Origin of the sequence: Streptomyces peucetius (assembly GCF_025854275.1) — a bacterium.
GTDB lineage: Bacteria > Actinomycetota > Actinomycetes > Streptomycetales > Streptomycetaceae > Streptomyces > Streptomyces peucetius_A.
In genome coordinates, this window is the sequence record NZ_CP107567.1 from 6,576,147 (window position 1) to 6,597,347 (window position 21,201).

Annotated in this window: 17 protein-coding genes; 14 read left to right on the forward strand and 3 right to left on the reverse strand. The window is 75.5% G+C overall.

Features of this window, described 5'->3' with window-relative positions:
• Window positions 1-312: 312 nt before the first annotated feature.
• The 3 genes from OGH68_RS29785 (at window position 313) to OGH68_RS29795 (ending at window position 5,015) form a co-directional block, all read left to right on the forward strand.
• On the forward strand, window positions 313-4,023 hold the full coding sequence (locus OGH68_RS29785; protein WP_264248259.1) for an ALF repeat-containing protein: 3,711 nt from the start codon (window positions 313-315) through the stop codon (window positions 4,021-4,023).
• Between the two features lie 140 nt (window positions 4,024-4,163).
• On the forward strand, window positions 4,164-4,580 hold the full coding sequence (locus tag OGH68_RS29790; RefSeq protein ID WP_264248261.1) for a hypothetical protein: 417 nt from the start codon (window positions 4,164-4,166) through the stop codon (window positions 4,578-4,580).
• 78 nt (window positions 4,581-4,658) lie between these two features.
• The gene (locus OGH68_RS29795; RefSeq protein ID WP_264248262.1) at window positions 4,659-5,015 is read left to right on the forward strand and encodes a hypothetical protein; all 357 of its coding nucleotides are present in this window, start codon (window positions 4,659-4,661) and stop codon (window positions 5,013-5,015) included.
• Here the strand turns inward: OGH68_RS29795 and OGH68_RS29800 are convergent, their stop codons facing one another.
• The 3 genes from OGH68_RS29800 to OGH68_RS29810 form a co-directional block, all read right to left on the reverse strand.
• Window positions 5,016-5,534, reverse strand: coding sequence for a protein phosphatase (locus OGH68_RS29800; protein ID WP_264248264.1), 519 nt, complete (start codon window positions 5,532-5,534; stop codon window positions 5,016-5,018).
• The gene (locus tag OGH68_RS29805; RefSeq protein ID WP_264248266.1) at window positions 5,531-6,328 is read right to left on the reverse strand and encodes a hypothetical protein; all 798 of its coding nucleotides are present in this window, start codon (window positions 6,326-6,328) and stop codon (window positions 5,531-5,533) included. The genes OGH68_RS29800 and OGH68_RS29805 overlap by 4 nt, the downstream gene beginning before the upstream one ends.
• A 116-nt stretch (window positions 6,329-6,444) precedes the next feature.
• A complete protein-coding gene (locus OGH68_RS29810; protein WP_264248268.1) occupies window positions 6,445-7,713 on the reverse strand; it encodes a hypothetical protein in 1,269 nt (422 codons plus the stop codon).
• 170 nt (window positions 7,714-7,883) lie between these two features.
• On the opposite strand from OGH68_RS29810, the gene OGH68_RS29815 reads away from it, so the two are divergent.
• The 11 genes from OGH68_RS29815 to OGH68_RS29865 all read left to right on the forward strand — a co-directional run bounded on the left by OGH68_RS29815 (window position 7,884) and on the right by OGH68_RS29865 (window position 21,144).
• Entirely contained in the window at window positions 7,884-8,864 is a 981-nt protein-coding gene (locus OGH68_RS29815; protein ID WP_264248271.1) for an ABC transporter substrate-binding protein, read from the forward strand.
• A gap of 17 nt (window positions 8,865-8,881) precedes the next feature.
• Window positions 8,882-9,853, forward strand: a complete 972-nt coding sequence (locus OGH68_RS29820) for a FecCD family ABC transporter permease (protein ID WP_264248274.1) — start codon at window positions 8,882-8,884, stop codon at window positions 9,851-9,853.
• A gap of 8 nt (window positions 9,854-9,861) precedes the next feature.
• The gene (locus OGH68_RS29825; RefSeq protein WP_264248276.1) at window positions 9,862-10,887 is read left to right on the forward strand and encodes a FecCD family ABC transporter permease; all 1,026 of its coding nucleotides are present in this window, start codon (window positions 9,862-9,864) and stop codon (window positions 10,885-10,887) included.
• 647 nt (window positions 10,888-11,534) lie between these two features.
• Window positions 11,535-12,398 carry an ABC transporter ATP-binding protein gene (locus tag OGH68_RS29830; protein WP_413471048.1) on the forward strand — a complete coding sequence of 288 codons (864 nt, stop codon included), beginning with the start codon at window positions 11,535-11,537 and terminating at the stop codon, window positions 12,396-12,398.
• A gap of 83 nt (window positions 12,399-12,481) precedes the next feature.
• The gene (gene amiA, locus OGH68_RS29835) at window positions 12,482-12,619 is read left to right on the forward strand and encodes a streptamidine family RiPP (RefSeq protein ID WP_264250350.1); all 138 of its coding nucleotides are present in this window, start codon (window positions 12,482-12,484) and stop codon (window positions 12,617-12,619) included.
• Window positions 12,620-12,699: 80 nt separating this feature from the next.
• On the forward strand, window positions 12,700-13,488 hold the full coding sequence (locus OGH68_RS29840; protein WP_264248278.1) for a hypothetical protein: 789 nt from the start codon (window positions 12,700-12,702) through the stop codon (window positions 13,486-13,488).
• Window positions 13,485-14,978: a CocE/NonD family hydrolase gene (locus tag OGH68_RS29845; RefSeq protein WP_264248280.1), complete on the forward strand. Its 1,494-nt coding sequence runs from the start codon at window positions 13,485-13,487 to the stop codon at window positions 14,976-14,978. The genes OGH68_RS29840 and OGH68_RS29845 overlap by 4 nt, the downstream gene beginning before the upstream one ends.
• A complete protein-coding gene (locus OGH68_RS29850) occupies window positions 14,975-16,342 on the forward strand; it encodes a YcaO-like family protein (RefSeq protein WP_264248282.1) in 1,368 nt (455 codons plus the stop codon). The genes OGH68_RS29845 and OGH68_RS29850 overlap by 4 nt, the downstream gene beginning before the upstream one ends.
• Before the next feature lie 7 nt (window positions 16,343-16,349).
• The gene (locus tag OGH68_RS29855; protein ID WP_264248284.1) at window positions 16,350-17,699 is read left to right on the forward strand and encodes a hypothetical protein; all 1,350 of its coding nucleotides are present in this window, start codon (window positions 16,350-16,352) and stop codon (window positions 17,697-17,699) included.
• On the forward strand, window positions 17,696-19,438 hold the full coding sequence (locus OGH68_RS29860) for an ABC transporter ATP-binding protein/permease (protein WP_264248286.1): 1,743 nt from the start codon (window positions 17,696-17,698) through the stop codon (window positions 19,436-19,438). The genes OGH68_RS29855 and OGH68_RS29860 overlap by 4 nt, the downstream gene beginning before the upstream one ends.
• Window positions 19,435-21,144 carry an ABC transporter ATP-binding protein gene (locus OGH68_RS29865; RefSeq protein WP_264248288.1) on the forward strand — a complete coding sequence of 570 codons (1,710 nt, stop codon included), beginning with the start codon at window positions 19,435-19,437 and terminating at the stop codon, window positions 21,142-21,144. The genes OGH68_RS29860 and OGH68_RS29865 overlap by 4 nt, the downstream gene beginning before the upstream one ends.
• Window positions 21,145-21,201: the final 57 nt, after the last annotated feature.

Genomic DNA, 21,201 nt, shown 5'->3' on the forward strand with positions numbered 1-21,201 from the left:
CGCCCTGTGAATGGATGTGGGTATCATGCGTCGGGGGTTGAGGGGGGACGGGCGGTCGAGCCGCCGGTCGGCAATGCAACGAAAGCGCTCTGTCGAACGCGCCTTTCGTCAATGGGTGTGCCCGCGTACGCGTTCGCGAGAACCGTTTCTTCTGACGGGCCGGTTCCCTTTGTCGCGCTTCTCGATATCTCGAGCGGCGGTCGCACGGGATCGCCGCTGCCTAGCGATGTGCCCGGCAGTTCCTTGATGCCGGCCGGATGAAATGGGTCTTGCGTGCGGCGAAGATATACGGGAAAGGGAGCGGGACCGGCCGTGGGCCGTTGGGCACGCGTGCTGGTGCTCACGCTGCTGCCTCTCTCGCTCGTGGTGGGACTTCTCGGTTCCGCACCGGCGACGGCGGAGGAAGCGCCGGACTGGGAGGAGATCAGCAGCCCCCTCCCGGCCACCGACCGGGGCCGCGTCGTCGAGCTGTGGAAAACCGGTGGGCCGGGTGTCAAGGCGGCGGCCGAGGCCGCCCTCATGGGCTCCGACGACGACATCCAGAAATTTCTGAACACCGAGCTGCCGACCGCGCTGCTCCACGACCACCGTGTGAACACGGTGCGGATGTTCACCGTCGGCGGACGGGCGGTGCGCGAGGCCGCGCAGAGCGCCCTGGCCACCAACGATCCGGCCCAGCTGGAAGCGTTCCTGAGGGACGGCTGGCGCGCTCCCCTCGAACAGGACCAGCGGGTCAGGGTGGTACAGCTCATCAGCGCGGGCGGGCCGGGGGTGCAGCGGGCCGGAAAGGCCGCGCTGAACGGGTCCATCGACGATGTGCGCGCGTTCCTCGACGAGGGTCAGTTCACCGCCCGTGACAACGACGACCGGGTGCAGGTGGTGCAGATCCTCAGCACCGGTGGCCCGGCGACCAAGGAAGCCGCGAAGGTCGCGCTGAACGGTTCCGTCGAGGACCTGCGGGAATTCCTCGAGGTGGGTCAGTACACGGCCCGGGCGCGGGACCAGGAGCAGGCGACGGTCGCGCAGCTCGCCGCCCAGGCCGAGGAGGCGGGGCGCCGGGCCGAGGCGGAGACCGAGGCGGCCAAGGAGGCCTCGGCAAGCGCGGTCGCGGCCTCGCAGCTCGCCAAGGAGGCCGCGCAGAAGGCCGCGCAGGAGACGGAAGCCGCCAAGGACGACGCGAAGGCGGCCGCCTCCGCGGCCGCCCGTGCCGCCGACGCCGCGAACGGAGCCGCCAAGGCCGCACAGCAGGCCATCGACGCGGCCCGCGCCGCCAACACCTCGGCCCGCATCGCCGCGAACGCCGCGTCCCAGGCGGCATCCGCCGCGGCGGGCGCCGCCCGGGCAGCCTCCGTCGCCCGTGGCGCGGCGGCCGACGCCGCCGTCGACGCGGCCGACGCGGGCGCCGCCCGAGCCGCCGCCGAGACCGCTCGCGGTGCGGCCAAGGGTGCCCGCAAGGCCGCGCAGGCGGCCGAGAAGGCCGGAGTCGCCGCGAAGGCGGCCAGCGCGGCAGCCCACTCCGCGTCCGCGGCCGGCGGCAACGCGCTCCTCGCCGCGAACGCCGCCTCCGCGGCGAGCGACTACGCCGATCAGGCCGGCGCGGGTTCCGCGACGGCCAGGGCGGCAGCGGCTCGGGCGCGTGCCCAGGCCGCGGAGGCCACCCGCGCGGCCAACGCGGCGGAGGTTCTCGCCGCCAGGGCCGCAACCGCCGCCTACCAGGCGAGGGACGCCGCCAACTCCGCCGCCCAGCACGCCGAGAACGCGGCCGACAAGGCCGAGGAGGCGGCCGACCACGCCGGTGACGCCGCCGTCGCCGCCAAGGAAGCCACCGCGCACGCCGCGGCGGCCAGGACCGCCGCCGACGTCGCCACCGCCGCGGTGCAGGAAGCCCGTAACACCTACGACCTGGCACGCGAGGTAGAGACGGCGGAGCTGGCCGCGCGGACATCCGCCGCGATCGTCCAGGCCAGGGACCTGAAGGCGGAGGAGGCGGAACGGAAGGCGGCGTCCGCGCGCGCCGTGCAGGAGGCCCAGGACCTCGACGCCGAGGCCGTCCGCCTGGCCGGTGAGGCTGCCCGGCCGGACGCCGACCCCGACGAACTGGCCGCCAAGGGACGCCGTGTCGCCGTGCTGGCGATGAAGACCCGCGGGCCGTGGAGCCGTACCGCGGCAGAGGTGGCGCTCGCCGGTTCCGACGCGGACGTCGTGTCCTATCTGCGCGTCGGCTGGAAGGAAGCCGCCCAGCAGGACGACCGCGCCCGGGTCGAAAGCCTTGCGGTGGACGCCGATTCGGAAGCCGTCCGGACCGCCGCCGAGGCTGCACTCGAAGGGGATGCCGCGCGGATCAGCGCCTTCCTCGACAAGGGCCGGCACGAGGCCGCGGCCCAGGACTACCGAGTCAACGTCGTCCAGGTCATGGAGAACGGAGGGCCGGGCGTCAAGGCGGCCGGGCAGGAGGCGCTGAACGCCGGCTCGGCGGACAGCCTCCGCGAGTTCCTGCTCACCGGCCGCTACGAGGCACAGGAGGCCGACGAGCGCGTCCGGGCCGTACAGCTCGTGTCCTCGGGAACCCCCGAGGTCAAGGCCGCGGCGCGGGTCGCCCTCGAAGGCCCCGCCGAGCTCCTGCACGGATTCGTCGAGACGGGCCAGTACGCGGCCCTCCGCAAGGACCGGCTCTCCGCGACCCATGTCGCACGCGTCCAGCAGCTGATCGCAGAGGCGGCCTCCTCCGCGGCGAACGCACAGGCGAGCGCCTACACGGCCGCGAAGGTCGCCGCCGAGGCACGCAAGGCGGCGGAGGAAGCGCAGACAGCCGCCGCGCAGGCCGACGATTCCGCGAAGCAGGCGAAGACGTACGCGGACCAGGCGCGCGATTCGGCAGCGAAAGCCGAGCAGTCCGCGGCCCGGGCCGCCGAATCGGCCAGGACCGCGCGCGCCGCCGAAGCCCGGGCGCACACCGCCGCCCGCGAGGCGGCGAGTTCGGCCGCGAGTGCGCAGGCAGCGGCGATCTGGGCGCGCGGCTCCGCAGACCAGGCATGGGCTGCGGCCACCGAGGCCGGCGCCTCCGCCCTCGCGGCCGGCAAGGACGCGGCGGCGGCGGCCAAGGCGGCGAACGACGCTTTCAGGATCGCGGTCAACAAGCAGCGCGCCGAGACGGCCGAGGCCCTCGCCCAGTACAAGGAGCAGCTGAAGCAGGAGCGGGAAACACTGTCAGGGGCGGTCCTGGACGGCCTGCTCGGTGCCGGTTCCCTCATCGACCTGGACGACGTGTTCTCCAAGGAGGGCGCTCACTTCCTCCTGGACGTCGCCGGTCTGGTACCCGGCTTCGGGGAGATCGCCGACGGCGCCAACTGCGCCTGGTACGCCTGGGACGAGGAATGGGTGAACGCCGGCCTGTCCTGTGCGTCCATGGTGCCGATCCTCGGATACGGCGCGAGCGCGGTGAAGTTCGCCAAGTGGGGCAAGAAGCTGACCGGCTGGTTCGAGGACATCGCGGGGCGCATCCCGTGGGGCCGGGTCTGCAGCATCGCCTCGGCCTCGTCGTTCTCCGCCACCACGGCGTCGGTCGCCAAAACCACGTCCGTGAGCGCCACCGGCACCCGGGCCGCCCCCACGGTGACGGCCGACGCGGCAGCGGCCTCCGGCCCGTCGTGCGGCACTGCCGTCTTCAACTCCTCGCGGGCGGCGCTGAACCACTATCTGAAGCACGCCTTCGGCGTCATCCTCAACAAGAGGGGCAACTACACCGGGACCCAGCCGTGGAGCGGTGCGGACATGCCGGAATTCAACGGCCTCGGCGGCTTCGCCGCCTACCAGCGGGCCGCCGGCGAGTTCCTGGCCGGTGCCGCCCGGTCCGGTGACATCGTCACCGACAGCCGTATCTTCCGGATGGACCCGGAGAACGGATGGTTCGGCGTCAAGCGGCTGGACGGCAGCATCGTCGAGACCTTCTTCCGTCCTGACGGAGACCTGCGGGAGTACTTCCTCGAGCAGTTGAAGTACCCCGGGGCCAGGCTGCTGCCCTGAGGGCCGCAGGCGGGCCGCCGGCCGAGCGACCGGCGGTGGTCCGCGGACGGTGACCGGTACAAATTGACGCACCACAAGGGGCGCGCCCGCCGCACGACGGGCGCGCCCCTTCCCGACCCCAACCCATCGGACGGCACAGGATGAGTCAGGCTTTCGTCGAGCGGTACGAGGAGATCCAGCGCAGCGCCGGGCGGACCCGGTCGGTGTCGCCGCAGCAGATGCTTGCGGCGTGGCGCGGCTTCGTCAGCTCCTGCGGCGAGGGATACGAGGAGTCCCTCGCGCAGTACTTCTACGACGTCCGCATCAGGGACGCCATCGAGCTGGCCCTGACCGACCCCGGCCTTTCGGCGCTCGACGGTTACACACGCTTCCGAGCCGCCGTCCACGAGGTGGACGACCGGTTCAGGCTCGTCGCGACGCAGACCCTGCCGATCCGGGACCCGGAGCGGTACCCGTGGTGGCACCGGCTCGTCCCCGGCCGGGCGGGCGAAGAACTCGCGCAACAGCTGCGGGAGGAGTTCGGCCTCCGTGTCGATGTCGTCCAGGACGGCGGCTGACGGGGGAGCACCACCGCGTGCCGGCGGCGGTGGGGGCTGCACTAATCTGTGGCGCCGGTTGTCCAGTGAGGGGGAAGTATGACCGCGGAGTTGCCCGAGTCGCCCATACCCGACGAGGAGTGGGCGAAGTTCCAGCTCGAGAGCGAGGGGCCGGCACGGCTGGCCGCGCCCAAGGAGCCGTCCGCCCGGGCGCGGATGGTCACGGAGCGACTGCGGCGTGCGGACGAGGAGGCCGCCAGGCAGCAGGGCAGGGTGCGGCGCCTCGCACGCCGGGGGAAGCCGGTGCAGGCGCAGCCCGACGGGTGGCGGGCCTGGCCCGACCGGCAGGCGCCGAAGCCGCGCGGCAGGGCCCGCGGATTCCTCTGGATCGGTGCGGCGGTCGTCCTGGTGCTGGTCGCCATGAACCCGGAGCGGTTCTTCGGCTGGCTGGCCTGATCAGCTCTCGGGCGGCGGCTCCAGTCCCGACAGCAGTGAGGCGATGTCCAGCCCGGTCAGCAGATACTGCTCGAACGCCGCGTTGTGCAGCGCCCATGGGGAGCGCCGCAGTCTGACCCGGTCGATGGCACCCTCCGAATCGTGGCCCAGTTCGATCAGGGTCTGGGCGGCGACGAGGCCGGCGCGGTTGTAGCCGGAGTAGCAGCGCACCAGGACCCGGCGCCGCGCCCGCACGGCGTCGGCGGCCGCCGACGCCACCCGGCGCACCCGGTCGATCTCGTCGGCGGTGAGCCAGTCGTCCGGAATGGGAACGACCTGGTGCTCCACACCCGCCGCGGGGCCGTGCCCCTCGCGTGTGTACAGGCTGATCACGAGGTCGAACTCGTCCGCCACCACCACGTTCCGGTGCCGGCCGCCCGCATCGGACCAGACATGGCCGCCCACCCACAGGCCCGTGGTGATCTCGTCCCACCGCGACCGCGGCTCGGGCACGTCGCCCTGTCTGCGGCGGGTCCTCACTGGCCGGCGGGCTCGGGCTCGGCCATGGACCCCTGCGGCGGTACGAGGGGGGACAGTTGCGCTCCCAGCCACACCGGGACGCCGCCCAGCAGACGGAACAACCGGTACGCCTCCGCACGCAGACGGGTCGCCTCCGGTTCCGGTTCACAGTCCGCGAGACCGGCCAGGGCCGGTGCCGTACCGATCAGATAGCCCAGTTCCTCGCGGATGCGCAGGCATTCGGAGAAACCCTCCCGTGCCTTCGCCGACTCGCCGTCGCGCAGGGCGAGTCCGGCCAGCTGCTGCCAGGTGAACGACAGCAGCAGCGGGTCGTCCTGCGCCTGCGCGCCCGCGTGCGCCCGCTGGAAGGCGGCGAGCGCCGCCTGCGGGGAGTCCGCGATGTGCTCGGCGACCAGGCCGCGCCGGAAGTCCAGCAGCGGACGCCTCGGCGACGAGGGGGCGAGCAGCGCCGTCGCCCTGCCGAGCGCGGACCGTGCCTCGTCGGCCCGGTCCCGTACCCCGAGGCGGGTCGCCGCGTAGGCCAGCCGGCCGCGCTCGCTCGCCGCGCCGCCGCGTTCCTCGTCGTCGCGGGCGACGGCCTCCGCGTTCCGCAGCGCGTCCTCCGCCTCCGCCCAGCCGTCGCAGGTGAACAGACAGCGCTCGACCAGCAGTCCCGCCCTCTCCAGCGCCGCCGCGGGCTCCGCGGCACGGGGCGCGAGAAGGGCCGCCGCATCGGTCCAACAGCCGCGCGAACGCAGCCGCCATACCGCGGTCTGGAGTGGATCGTCACCTGCTGTGGTTCCGGAACCAGACATGGCGGTATGCGCCACTTGCCCTCCCCGAGCACGCCATTGAGCTGTTGGGTCAGACCGCATCTCAGCACGGATCGGCACGCCTGGCCAAGAGGTCAGGTGAATCAATTCACAATCTTTCAGCGGCCCACCGGGTCGCCGTGGGCGCCGTCGCCGGGGCACACCAGGGCGAGATGACCCCCGTCGTTGAGCGGTGTGGGCACCTTCAGGGTCGTGACCGGCGCGGATCCGCCGGCTGCCGCGTCGGCGTCAACCAGATGGATCTCGCCATGACCCCCACGGGTGACCGCGACAAGGGGCGAGCCGGGTGACGCGGCGATCGCCCGGCGCTGCACCCCGTCCCACGGTGTGCCGCCGGGCCTGGGTGCCCCGTCCATCGCGGGCAGCGGCAGCCGGGCCGTGACGTGCGGGTCGCCCGTGCCGGTGCGCAGCAGGACCAGTTCGTCGCCGTCCGGGTGCACCCGGGCGAACGCGGTGTGGCGCGCGGCGAGGGCGAGGCGGAAGACCAGGCCGGGGCCGAGCGGGAGCCGCCCGGTGCGGCCCGAGTCGAGGTCGTGCCACCACGCGTCGTTGGTCCACTCCGGCCAGCGGGCGGGCTCCGCCGGCCCGCCGCGTACGCACGACCAAAGCGTCCGGCGCGCCGGGTCGAGACGCAGGTAGTAGCCCCGCCCGTCGCCGGCCCACGACAGTGGTTCCTCCGCGACCAGGAGGCCGCCGCCGTCGAGCCGGGCGCGCCGGACGCCCGAGCCGGTGGCCGCGAACAGCCGCCCGGTGAGCGGGTCGTGGGCGTCGCCGTGCCCGTCGTCGTCGGCGAGCGGCAGCTCGGCCGCGGGTTCCGCGGGCGGGCAGGCGGGCGCGGCGGTCATCAGGCCGGCATGCCGGTAGGCCGTGAGCGACCCCGGTTCGCGATGGCGCAGGACGACCAGCGCGTCGTCCGGTCCGTCGCCGCCGAGGACGGTGACGCCCGGCTCGCCGGTACGGGTGCGGACCCTGACCGAGCGCGGTCCGCCCGCTGCCTTGAGGTCCACGGCGGTCAACAGGTCGCTCCACGGTTCCCAGTTGCGGCCCAGCCCGGTGGTGACGGCCAGCAGCCGCCCCGCCGGATCGGCCGCCAGGTGCTCGGCCGGGACGGCGACCGGCACCGCCGCCTCCACGAGGGGCCGGCCGGCGCCGGGGCCGTAGGGGTCGAGGACCACGAGCTCGCCCGCGAGGTCGTCGACGAAGGCGGTGCGGTCACCGGGCAGGGCGAGGAATCCGGCGTGCTCGGCGAGGTGGCGCCCCTCGACGCGGCCGGTCTCACGGCCGCCCGGCAGCTCCAACACGTGGACGACACCCGCCACTTGGTCGGCGACGAGGAGGCGTGGCGGTGGGGCGGGGTGCTGGGGCACGGCGGTCTCCGGAAGGTGGGGGCGATGGGCAAGAAGGCTTGTTGGTAATGATTATCATGTAGAACAATCAGGTCGGAGTCCTGGGCAGGGCCCCGGCCGGAACCAGCCGAACCAGCCGAACCAGCCGAACCAGCCGAACCAGCCGAACCAGCCGAACCGAAAGAGATGCGATGTCGCGCAGAGCGCTGAGGACCGTCCGCCGCTGGGCGGCCGCCGCCGTCATGGGAACCCTGCTGGCCGGATGCGGCACACCCGCGGACGACCCGGAGGACAAACCGGCCGCCGCCGGACCGAAGGTCGACGTACGGGTCGAACCCATCACCGCCGCACGGAAGATCACCGACGCCGCGGGCGTCACCGTGGAGACTGCCGCACCGCCCCGGAGGGTCGTCTGCCTGGTCGCCCTCTGCGACGACATGCTCGCCGAACTCGGCATGACACCCGTCGCCACCAACTCGGGACTGCTCGCCCACCCCGGCTTCCTCGGCAAGGAGAAGGCCGCGAAGATCCCCGTCGTACCCGGCGGGTTCCTCAGCCCCGAGGCGGAGGCGATCCTCTCGCACGAGCCGGACCTCGTCATCGGCCTCGAGGACACCCACGGCAAGCTCGCTCCCGCACTGAAGGGCGCCACCGTCTTCTGGCCGGTGCAGCCCGAGAAGTGGCAGGACAGCGTAGGTTATCTGCGCGACCTCGCCGCGCTCACCGGCCGTACACAGCAGGGCGAGAAGGCGGAACGGGGCTTCCGGCAGAAGCTCGCGGACGCCGAGACCCGACCGAGCGACCTCACCTCCCTGATCATCTTCGGCAGCGACGAGAACTTCGGCGTCGCCACCCCCGGCAACGACGTCGCCGCCGGCCTCCTGCCGAAGCTCTCCCGCTACCCCTGGAAGAGCCGCGGCGTCGAAGGCACGTACAGCATGGAGGAGATCCTGGCGCGCGACGTCGACGTGCTCTTCGTGGAGACCCTGTCCTTCGGCGGACCCTCGGACGGCAAACTGTCCGACAAGCTCGCCGAGAACCCCCTCTGGTCGCAGATCCCCGCCGTGAAGAACGGCAAGGTGTACGAGGTCGACTCCGAGGTGTGGGCCAAGGGACGCGGCACCCGGTCCCTGTCCCTCGTTCTCGACGAGGCCACGGCCAAGCTCAAGTGACCCGCCGGCAAACGGGGGTGAACCGCCGACTCGCCGCCGCAGGCGGGCTGCTGGGCGCGGTGGCGCTGTGCGCCCTGTGCTTCGGCACACCGTACGTACCGCCGCTCGGACTTCCCGCCGCCGTCGGCGGCGACGGACTCGCCGGCCTCGTCGTCACCGAACTGCGGCTGCCCCGGCTCGTCCTGGCGCTGGTCGCGGGCGCCTGCCTGGGCGCTGCCGGACTGGTGCTCCAGGAGGCGCTGCGCAATCCGCTCGCCGTCCCCGAGATGCTCGGCGTCTCCTCCGGCGCCGCGCTCGGCGTCGCGGCGCCACTCGTCCTCGCCGTGTCCGTACCGCTCGCCGTGCAGCCGCTGCTCGCCCTCGGCGGAGCCGCCGCCGGCGGCCTGCTGACCCTGCTCGCCGCCGGGTTCGGGCGCAGCCCGACCGCCGTGCTGCTCACCGGCGCCGCGGTCGCCGCCGCACTGCAGGCGGCCCTCCTCGTCCTCATGGTGCTCGCCGACCAGCTCGACCTTCAGCTCATCTACCGCTATCTGCTGGGCAGTCTGTCCGCCCGCACCTGGCAGGACCTCTCCGGGCTCTGGCCGTGGCTCGCGGCCGCCCTTCCCGCGCTGGTGCTGTGCGCGCCGGTGCTGTCCGTGCTGCGGCTCGGCGACGACGACGCTCAGGCCCTCGGCGTCCGGGTGCGCCGCGCGCGGCTCGCCGCGCTCGCGATCTCCGTCGTCCTCATCGCGCCGGTCGTCGCGGTGTGCGGGCCGGTCGCCTGGGTCGGCTTCCTCGCACCCCACCTCGCCCGGCGGCTGAGCCCGCGGGCCGACGCGGTGCGATGGCTGCCGTGGTCGGCGGTGTGGGGTGCCCTGGTCGTGGCCTGCGCGGACCTCCCCGCCCGGCTCGCGCTGGCGCCCGTCGAGACACCGGTGGGCGCCTGGACGGCGCTGCTCGGCGTACCGGCGGGGGTCGCCCTCATGAGAAGAAGGGCGGCAGCGGCATGAGAGCCGTCATGACCCTCCCCGTACGGCGGTGGGCGCTTCCCCTGACCGCGCTGCTCGTCGTCGCCGTCGGCTGCGCCGACCTGGTGGCCGGGCGGGCACTGGGCACGGCCGACGTGTGGCAGGTCCTCGGCGGCGCCGGTGACCCGGCCGCGCGCCACATCGTGCTCCAGCTCCGGCTGCCCAGGGCACTGGTCGCACTCGTCGCCGGCGCGAGCCTCGGACTCGCGGGCATGGTCCTGCAGTCCGCCCTGCGCAACCCGCTCGCCGGACCCGAGGTCACCGGCGTCACCCCGGGCGCGGTGCTCGGCGCCGTGGCCGCCACCGGTCTCGGGATCGCGGGATGGCGGTCGCCGACGGCCGTGGTCGTCGCGGCGTGCGTCGGCGGGTTCGCGGGGGCGGGGCTGCTGTGGCTGCTGACCGGCCGCGAGAAACACGATCCCGCGCAGACGGCCGTGCACGGGGTGCTCGTGTCGGCGGTCCTGTCCGGGCTCACGGCGATGGTGCTGCTCGTCGCGCCCGGCGAACTCGGCAGCGTGGTGCAGTGGCTGGTCGGCTCCACGGAGGGGCGGGTGTGGCAGCACTGGGTGCTGCTGTGGCCCTGGGCGGCGGTGTGGGCCGTGGCGGCGTACGCGCTGGCCGCGCCGCTCACGCTGCTGCGCTGCGGTGACGAACAGGCCGCCGCGGCCGGTCTCGGCACCGGCCGCGCCCGCGTCGCCGCGCTCGTCTGCGCCGTCGCCCTGACGGCCGGGGCGGTCTCGGCGGTCGGCGCGCTGGGCTTCGTCGGACTGCTCGTCCCCCACCTCGCGTTCGCCGTCTTCGGCGCGGACCTCCGCCGCGCCCTGCCCGGCGCGGCGCTCCTCGGCGCGGCGGTCGTGACGGGCGCCGACGCGGGCGCGCAGTGGCTTTCGCGGGCGCTGGCCGGTGCGCTGGACATGGACCGGCTGTCCGTCCCGACGGGCGCGCTGACGACGTGCGTCGGAGCGGCGCTGCTGCTCGGGGTGGCGCGGCGCGCGGGGGCGGGGGCGGGGGAGTGACGGTGGGGTGGGCGGGTGCGGGCGGGGTCCGCTGCGCGGGGCCTGTCCCCCCTCCCCGCCCCTTCCCGAAACCGGGGCTCCGCACCGGGGCTCTGCCCCCGGGACCCACCGGGGATCCGCCCCCGGGTTCCGCACCCGGGCTCCGCCCCCAGGCCCCACCGGGGAGCCGCACCGGGGCTCCGCCCCCAGGCCCCACCGGGGAGCCGCACCGGGGCTCCGCCCCGGGCCCCACTGGGGATCCGCCCCCGGGCTTTGCCCCGGGCCCCACTGGGGATCCGCCCCCGGGCTTTGCCCCGGGCCCCACTGGGGATCCGCCCGGGCCCCCGGTACCGCGCTTCGCGCGGTGGCCTCAAACGCCGGCCGGGCTTGGTATGCCGCGCAGCGGCACACCAGCCCCGGCGGGCGGGACCGGCATGTTCCAGCCTCGCCGGCGTTTGAGACGCGGGGTTCGGGGCGGAGCCCCGACGGGACCGGCAAGTACCAGCCCTGCCGGCGTTTGAGGCGCGGGGGGCCGGGGGCGGAGCCTCCGGTTACGGGAAGGGGCGGGGTGGGGGACAGGCCCGCCGCAGGCGGTCACCGGCCCGCGACGCCGGGCCCGACACGTACGCAATCGGCGGCCCCTGGGCCGCCCCGTCGAGAGGACGCGCATGACTACAGCCACCACCCCGAGCGCCGCCGGCGCCGCCGCCGAGAACGCCGCGCGGGCCGGGACGTTGCGGGCGGAAGGAGTTCGGTTCGGGTACGGCGGGCGGGAGGTGCTCGCGGGGGTCGATCTCGACGTCGGCGCGGGCGAGTGCGTCGCGCTCGTCGGGCTCAACGGCTGCGGCAAGAGCACCCTGTTGCGGCTCTGCGCCGGGCTGCTGAGGCCCGCCGCGGGCCGGGTGAGCCTCGGCGGGGACGATCTCGCCCGGCTCTCCCGCAGGTCCACGGCCCGCCGCGTCGCCCTGCTGCACCAGTCGGCCCCGGCCGTCCCCGGCATGACGGTGCGGCAGCTGGTGCGCCAGGGGCGCTACGCGGCGCGCGGCCCGCTCGGCATGCTGCGGGACGGTGACGACGCCGTCTGTTCGCGGGCCATGGCCGACGTGGGCGTCGCCCCGTGGGCCGACCGTCCTGTCGACTCCCTCTCCGGCGGCGAGCGGCAGCGCGTGCGGCTCGCCATGGCCCTCGCGCAGGACACCCGCGTACTGCTGCTCGACGAGCCGACGACCTATCTCGACCTGCGCCACCAGCTCGAGGTCATGCAGACGGTGGTCCGGCTCCGTGAGGAGCGCGGCCTGACCGTGGTCATGGTGCTGCACGACCTCGGGCACGCGGCCCGGTTCGCCGACCGGATCGTGGCGCTGCGCGCGGGCAGGGTGGCCGCCGACGGGCCGCCCGCCGAGGTGGTCACGCCTGTTCTGCTCGCCGAAGTCCTTGGTGTGGCAGGGCGGGTGGGGCTCGATCCGGAGGGCGGGTGGCCGGTGTGTTACCCGGATCACCCTCTGCCGGTCACCGAACCTCTTGCGAAATGAAAATCATATTCATTAGTGTTCGGTGTGCCGCCGGCCGGTCCGGCGGCACAGTCCGCAACACCCGACGAATGGAGAGCCAACTCATGGAGCAGTACAAGGTGTTCAGTCCGATCGCCGAGCAGGGCCAGCTCGCCCACCTGTCCGCCACCCACTCCAACGCGCTCGTCGAGAACCCCTTCGACGACAACGCCGCCGCCGTCGAGACCGACAGCGACAAGTAAGCCCCCGCCGGGCCCGTCCGGAACGCCGTTCCGGACGGGTCCGGCCCGCAGCGCAGACCCCGAACCCCTCAGGAGAACCCGTGGCCACCGTGCGACTCGCCCCCGGCGTCGCCCTTGTCACCGTCCCCGGCCACGGCCTCGCCGTCCGGACCCCGGACGGCGCGTTCCTCCGCGTCGACACCGGCGCGGCGGACCAGGACGCGCTCGTGGCCCAGCTGACCCGTGGCTGCGGCGACGACACGGAACTCGCCCGCCTGACCGCCGCCTTCGCCGACGCGGGTTTCCTGGCCCGGACGGACGACATCCGCGCGCCCCTCAACGGACGCACCGTCGTCCTCCTCGGCGACCCGGTCCTCACCGAGCCGCTCGCCCGCTTCGTCCGTGCCGAGGGCGGCGAGGTGCGCCATGCCGGGCCCGACGACCTAGGGGGCACCGGTCCGTCGACGGCCGTGGTCTGGTGCCTGGACTCGCCCGTCCCGAACGGCCTGTGGGACGAGGCCGACCGACTGCCTGCCCGGGGCACCTGCTGGCTGCGCTGCCACCGCGAGGGCGCCACGGTCTGGACCGAGCCGTTCGCTGCCGCGACAGGCGACGTCACCTCCGCGGACGTACGGCTCCGGCGGCTCGCCGCGACCCCGGCCCACCGCGAACTCGCCGCCTACTGGGCGGGTTCACGCACCGACGACACGGGCCCCGCCCACAACGCCGCCTCGGCCGCCCTGACGGCCTCCCTGATCACCGCCGATCTCATCGCCTGGGCGGCGGGACGGCCCGGGGGCCGCAGACTGCGCCGTGTCGACGTGCGCGACCTCACGGTCACCGAGCACCCCGTGCTGCCGGTGCCGGCCGTCGCACCGCTCGACCGATGAGGGCCGCGACCGTCCCCGTACCGGGCGCCCGGCTGGCAACCGCCGTGCAACTGCCGGACGGTGACGGCCCGTTCCCGGCCGTCGTGATCCGTACCCCGTACGGACAGGTCGGCCACCGCGACGAGGCCCGCGCCTGGGCGGCCCGCGGCTTCGCCGCGGTCGTCCAGGACGTACGCGGCCGGCACGGGTCCACCGGTGACTGGCACCCCTACCGGCACGAGGAGGCCGACAGCGCCGCGACGCTCCGCTGGGTCCGCGGCCACCGCTGGTCCGACGGGCGCGTCGTCGCCGCCGGGGCGTCGTACGCCGCGCACTGCGCACTCGCGGCCACGGCGGCCGTCGAGTCGGCGGACCGGCCCGACGCGGTGATCGCCGCGGTGCCCGCCCTCGGCCTCGCCGAAACGGCCCGCGAGGCCGGCGGCGTCGAACGGCTCGCGGCCCGCGCGGGCTGGTGGGCCGCGCACGGCGACCGGCCCGACTCCGACGCCACCGCCCTCGACAAGGCCCTCGCCCGCGACCCCCGGCTCCTCGAACATCTCCCCCTGACCACCTTCCCCGAGCGCCTCGGCCGCGCCCTGCCGTCCTGGCCGGCGCTCTGGGACGCGTCCCGCCGGCCCCGTCCAAGGCCCCGTGCGCCCCTCCCGCTCCTCGCGGTCGGCGGCACTCGCGACCCGTTCGCCGACGACACCCTGCGGCTCTGGGCGGAGTGGGCGGGCCCCGCCCGGCTGCTGCTCGGCCCGTGGGGGCACGGCCTGACCTCCGAACCGGCCCCCGAGGCCCGCCCGGGACACCGGATCCGGCTCGGCGAGCTGTACGTGACCTGGGCACGGGCCGCCCTCACCGGCGCTCTTGGCCGCGAACGCCGCGGTGCGGTCGCGCTCGGCGACAGCGAGCACTGGTACCCGGCCGCGCCGGACACGGGAGAGCGGACCACCTGGCCGTTCGGCGTACCGAGCGGCCTGCGGCTCCTGCGGGGCGGCACGTTCGTCGCCGATCCCCAAAGCCCCGTACGGTCCGACGACTTGAACGTGCCGACCGGTGAGGCGCCCGACCGCGCCCTGCTCGTCACGCCGCCCCTGCCCCGGCCCCTCGACCTGCTCGGGACGGCGGAGGCCCGGCTGTGCGCCACCGCGGACACCCCCACCGCCGACTGGGCGGTACGCGTCGTCGCCCTCGATCCGGCCGGCCGCGCGGCGCCGCTCGCCACCGGCGTCGTCCGCAGGTCCGGCCCGCCCGGCGCACCGGCCGCGTTCCGCGTGCCGCTCGGCCCGGTCGCGCGCCGGCTGCCCGCCGGGACCCGGCTGCGGGTGGAGGTGGCCGGGCACCACTTCCCGGCCCACGCCCGCAATCCGCACACCGGTGAGGACCCGGTCCGCGCCACCCGCCTCATCGCCTCCCGGCGGACCGTACGCACGGCCGGCAGCGGCCTTCTGCTGCCCGTCGTACGCGGCAGCCGGCCCGTCGATCCCGTACAGGAGACCCGCAGTTGACCACTACCCTCACCCTCGACAGCCTGGTGGACCCCGTCTGCGGGCTGATACGCGGCGTCGAGCCCGTGCCGCACCCGGCGGGTGCGCCGCCCCGCTACACCGCCATGACCGCGGACGTCGGTGACGCACGCCGCTTCGGGGCGTGGCCGGCCGACCGGGTGTCCCTCGGCACGACCTTCGGCGATCCGGAGGGCGCGCGGATCGCCGCCGTCGCCGAGGCCGTCGAACGCTACTGCGGCAACCGGCTGCCCCCGCCGGGACACCCCGGCGCACCGCGCAGGGCAACCGCCGCCGAACTCGTGGCGGAGGGCGGCACCGTGTACGGGCCGGGCGAGCTGCCCGCCTACGCCGACTGGCAGTACGCACGTCCCGGGTTCGAGTACCGCCGTCTCACCGCGGACACTCCGGCGCTGTGGGCCCGCGGGCAGGAGAACGGCGAGGAGTGCTGGGCGCCCGTCGCGCTCACCCACCTCAACTGGCGTCAGGGCGACCTGCGGTCCCTGCCCCGTACGCACCATCTCAACTACGCCGGGATCGCCACCGGCCAGGGCTTCGACGACGCCGTGGAGCGAGGGCTGCTGGAAGTCGTCGAACGCGACGCGCTCGAACTGTGGTGGCATCTCGACGGCCCCGCCCGCGGCATAGACCCCGCCTCCGTCCCCGGTCTCACCCGCGACCTCGACGGCTGTGACCTCGAGGTCTCCATCGTGGAGATGCCCTCCGAGTTCGCGCCGTGCATGGCGGCCCTCGTGCACGACCCGGCACGCGGCATCCACGCCGCCGGTTTCGCCTGCCGTTACGACCCGGCGGAGGCCGCCCGCAAGGCCGTCCTGGAGGCGGTGCACACCTGGGTCTTCACCCAGGGCGCCACCGACGCCGACGGCTGGGTCTTCCGCGCGATCGACGCCGGGATGCTGGCACGCGGCCTCTACCTCGACCACCGGGCCGACCGCCGCTACCTCGACGACTGCGGCACCGACTTCCGTGCCGTACGCGACCTGGGCGCGCACGTCCAGGTATGGCTCGACCCGCGGATGGCGCCGCTGGCCGGCCGCTTCACCCGTCCGGCGCTCGGCGTGGTCCCGGTCGACGAGGTGGCGGCGGGCAGCAGGGCCGTGCTCGACGAACGCCTGGCGGCGGGCGGGCACCGGGTCATCACCCTCGATCTGACCACGGAGGACGTCGCGGAGACGCCGCTGCGGGTGGCGCGTGTGCTCGTCTCCGGGCTCGTCCCCAACGCGCCGGCCGCGTTCGCCTACCTCGGCTGCCCGCGCTTCGGGCACGCGGCGCGGGCACGCGGCTGGCGCACCGAAGTCCCGCAGTCCGCGAGCGACTTCACGCTCGCACCGCCCCCGCACATGTGAGGCACCGATGGAGTCGTCCGTCACCCGAGCGCTGACCCTGGCCCGTTCCGCGCAGGCCCCCGGCCCGGACTTCCCGGCCGGTCCGGCGAGCGTGCCCCTGCCGGGGGAGGCGCTGCCCGTCCCGGCCCGGCTCGACCGGATGCTGCGGCTGTCCCTCGCGGGCCGCAGGCTGCGGCCCGTCCCGTCGGCCGGCGCACTCCACCCCGTCGACACGTACCTGCTCGTCGGGGCGGGCTGCGGGCTGCCGCCGGGCGTCCACGTCTACGACCCGGCGCGCCACCGCCTGCACCGGTGCGGCCCCGCCCCGTGCCCGGCGCCGCCGGGTGCCGTCGCCGTCCTGGGCGTCACCGCCCGCCGCACCGTGTCGCACTACGGCCACCGTGCCTGGCCCCTGGTGCTCCTGGACGTGGGCCACGCGGCGGCCGCGCTCGCCCTGGCCGGGGCGCACGCGGTGTGCCTGGACGCCGACGGCGGGCTGCTGTCGGGCGCGAGCGGCGCACCGGTGGCCCTGGCCGCCGTCCGGCTGACGGCCGACGCGGCGCCGGACGGCCTCGTCCGCTGGGCGGCCCGTGCGACCGGAGGGCGGATCCCGGCCCCGGAGGGGCCCGAGGTCCTGCGCACGGCCGTGGCGGTCCTCGCCGAACTCGCCGCCGCCGGCGGGAAGTCCGGCACCTGGCGCGCTGCCACGGGCCCCCTCCTGCCGGACTCCGTGCTGCTGTCGCGGCGCAGCGCGCCCCCCGGGTTCCACGACCTGCCGCCCCACGAGGCGCTGGCGCGTGTCCTGGCGGCGGCGCGGGCCGCCTCCCCGGACGGCCTCGGCTGGACCCTCGCGGTGAGCGGCCCCCGCCCCGGCCTCCTGACGGCCCCCACACCCGCGCCGCCTGCCGAGTCCACCGTGCCCGGTTCCGCCGCCGCGCCGGCGCACCGCACCGCCCCGGCCGACGGCTCCCTGCCACCGCTGCGCCGCCTCGGGTCGAGTCCGGCCGATCCGTTCGGGACCGCGCCGGCCGCCGGGACCGTGCCACCGCTGCGCCGCCTCGCGTCGGGCGACGTGCTGCCGACCCTCGCCCACTGGGCCGCCGGACAGGGCTGGATCGCCGGAGCCGGAGCCGTGCTCCTCGCCCACGGCTGCCCCTCCGGCGCCACGGCGGCCCAGGTGCGGCACTGCCACCTCGCCGCCGGACACGGCGTCGCCCACGCCCAGGCTGCGGCGACCGCCCTCGGCATCCACTCCCGGCCCGTCGGCTCCTGGCAGGGCGCCGACCTCGGGGCCGCGCTCGGCGGACCGGCCGGGCGCGACTGGGTCGTGCACGGCCTGGCCCTGGGCCGTACGACACAAGGAGACGAACCGTCATGATGCTCCACCCGGAGCTGCTGCGCGCCGCGCGCACCGCGCGCCGCCCCCTGCTCACGGCCACCGCGCTCCTCGCGGCCGTCGCGGCGACCCACCTCGCCCAGGCCGTGCTGCTCGCCCTCGTCCTGGCCCGGATCGCCCGCGGCGACACCGGCGGAGCGCCGTTGCCGCTGCTGCTCGGCGCGGTCCTCACGGCCGTGCTCGTACGCGCCGTCCTCGGCCGCCTCCAGCGGCGTGTCGCGGTGAGCGCCGGAGCCGCCGTGCGGACCGGTCTGCGCGACCGGCTGCTCGAACGCCTCGGCCGCACGGGCCCCCCGCAGCACGCGGAGGCCCGCGCCGGCGCCGTACGCGCCACCCTCGTCGACGGTGTCGAGGGGGTCGACGCGTACATCTCCCGCTATCTGCCGCAGCTGCTGATCACCTGCGCCGTGCCGCCACTGCTGCTGATCGCGGTGGCGGCCGTCGAACCGTGGACCGTCCTCGCCCTCGGACCCGCCCTCGTCGTCGCGCTGTTCGCGCCGCGCTGGTGGGACAAGCTGCTGGAACGCCGGGGACAGCAGCACTGGGGCGCCTACGAGGCCCTGTCCGCGGACTACCTCGAGGCGCTGCAGGGCATGCCCGCCCTGCGCGCCGCCGGTGCGGTGGGCCGTACCAGGGCGCGCCTGGAGGAGCGGTCGCGGGCGCTGCACCGGGCGACGGTCGCCAAACTCCGCGTCTCGCTCGTCGACACCGGGATCACCGACCTCGCCGTGCAGGGCGGCACGGTCGCCGCCGCACTCGTCGCCTGCGCGTCCGCCGCGTCGGGGCACGCGACGCCCACGGCCACCTACCTGGTCCTGATGCTCGCCTCCGAATGCTTCCGGCCGGTACGGGACCTGTCCAGGGAGTGGCACTCGGGATACCTCGGGGTGTCGGCCGCGGACGGGATCGCCGAGCTGCGCACCGCGGAGGGGGGCGTCCCCGACACCGGGCGGACCGTCGCCGCCTGGCACGCGGCTCCCGAAGTCCGCTTCGAGGACGTGCACTTCACGCATCCCGGCGGTCGCGGTCCCGCCCTGGGCGGCGTGAGCTTCACCGCACGCCCCGGCCGGGTGACGGCGGTCGTCGGCCCGTCCGGGGCCGGCAAGTCCACACTGCTCGGCCTGCTGCTGCGGCGCGCGGACCCGGACGAGGGCCGGGTACTCGTCAACGGCGTCGACACCACCGCGTACACGCTCCCGTCCCTGCGGCGGGGGATCGCGGTCGTCTCGCAGGAGACGTACCTCTTCCACGCGACCGTCGCCGAGAACCTGCGCCTGGGCGCCCCCGGCGCGAGTGACACGGCGCTGCACGACGCGGCCCGCACCGCCGGCATCCACGACGAGATCGTCGGGCTGCCCGACGGCTACGACACCCTGGTCGGCGAGCGCGGTGCGACGCTCTCCGGCGGACAGCGCCAACGGCTGGCCCTGGCGCGGGCGTTGCTCGCCGACGCGCCGGTCCTCGTGCTCGACGAGGCGACCAGCGCGGTCGACGAGCATCGCGAGGCCCGCATCGTCGAAGAGCTGCTGCGGGCCGCCCGGGGCCGTACATGCCTGGTCGTCGCGCACCGGCTCGACTCCGTACGCGAGGCCGACACCATCGTCGTCCTCGACGGCGGACGGGTGGACGCCGTCGGCGGCCACGCCGGCCTGCTCGCGGGCGACGGCGTGTACGCGCGCCTCGTCGCGGCCGGACACACCGACACGGAAAGGGCCGCATGAACCCCGAACGAGGCGCCCTGCGCGCCCTGCTGCCCGTGCTCGCGGCGCACCGCGCCATGACCCTGCGCACCTTCTGCGCCGCGCTCGCCGGCCAGGCGTCGCTCGTCGCACTGGTCACCCTCACCGCCCACACCGTCGGCACGGCCGTCGTCGAGCGGCGGGCCCCGGGCGCCGGCACGGTCGCCGCCCTCCTCGCGCTCGTCGCGGTCCGTGCCCTCGCGACCTGGCGGGAGATGGACCTCTCGCACGACCTCGCCTACCGGGTCCTCGCGGAACTGCGCATCCGCGTCTTCGACGGCCTCGCCCGCAGCGCGCCCGCGCGCATCGCGGGACGGCGCAGCGGGGACCTGGCGTCGGCGGCGCTCGGGGACGTGGAGGCGCTGGAGTTCTTCTACGCCCACGCCGTGGCGCAGCTCGCCGCCTCCGGCGTGGTGTTCGGGGGCGGAACGGTCGCCCTCGGGCTGCTTGACCCCTGGCTGCTGCTCGCCGTGCTGCCCGTCGCGGCCCTGCTCACGCTCGCCCCGGTGCTGGAGTCACGCGGCCGGGCGGCCCGCGGAGCCCGCACCCGTGCGGCGGCCGCCGACCTGTCGGCGGAGACCGTCGAGACGGTCGACGGACTGCGGGAACTGCTGACGTTCGGCGCGCTCGACGCCCGGCGCGAACGGCTCCGTGCCCACGGCAGGCGGCTCGGCGACGCCCAGCGTGCCGAGCAGGCATGGGAGGCCGACGCCTCGGCCGTGCGTGACCTCCTCGTCGTCGTGGCCGTCCTCGGAGTCGTCCTCGCCGCGGCGCACACGTTCGCCGGCGCGTGGGCTCCCGCCGCGATGGCGCTCGCCCTCGGCGTGCTCGCGCCCGTCGCAGACTCGGCCGCCGCACTCGGCCAGGCGGGCGGGCTGCGGGCGGCGGCGGCGCGGGTGGGCGCGGCCGTACGGGCCCCGGCGGGTGCCCCCGAGCCCGCCGCGCCCCGGGGCCTGCCCACGGGACCGCTCGGTCTGCGGCTGCGGGACGTCCGCTTCGACTACGGCGGCCGCGCCGTGCTCGACGGGGTGGACCTGACGGTCCGGCCCGGCGAGACGCTCGCCCTCGTCGGCGTCTCCGGCGCGGGCAAATCGACGTGCGCGCACCTGGTGGCCCGGTTCTGGGACCCGGCGTCGGGCACGGTCGAACTCGTCCCGGAAACCGGCCCGCCGGTCGACCTGCGCGACTTGGCCGAGGCCGACCTGCGGGCCGCGGTGGCCGTCGTCGGCCAGGACGCGCCGCTGTTCCACGGCACCCTGGCCGACAACCTCCGCCTCGCCTCGCCGACGGCGACAGCGACGGACGACGAACTGGCCGCCGTCGCCCGCCGCACGGGCGTCGACCGCATCGCCGACGGCTACGACACCCTGGTCGGCGAGCGCGGCACCACCCTCTCGGGCGGCCAGCGCGCCCGCATCGCCCTGGCCCGCGCGCTGCTGACCCGCCCGCGGGTCCTCGTCCTGGACGAGACGACGGCGAACCTCGACACCGAGGGCGACGCCGCGGTCTCCGCGGCGCTCAGGGACGGCTCCCCGTCCCGTACGACCCTGCTGATCGCCCACCGCCCGTCGACGATCCGCCGCGCGGACCGGATCGCGGTGCTGGAGTCGGGGCGGGTGGTGCAGACGGGCACGTGGGATCAACTGACGGAGCAAGGGGGCGCGTTCGCCCGCGTCCTGACGCGCTGAGTGGGCGGGGCGGATCCGCTGCACGGAGCTGTCCCCTCCCCGCCCCTTCCCAAAACC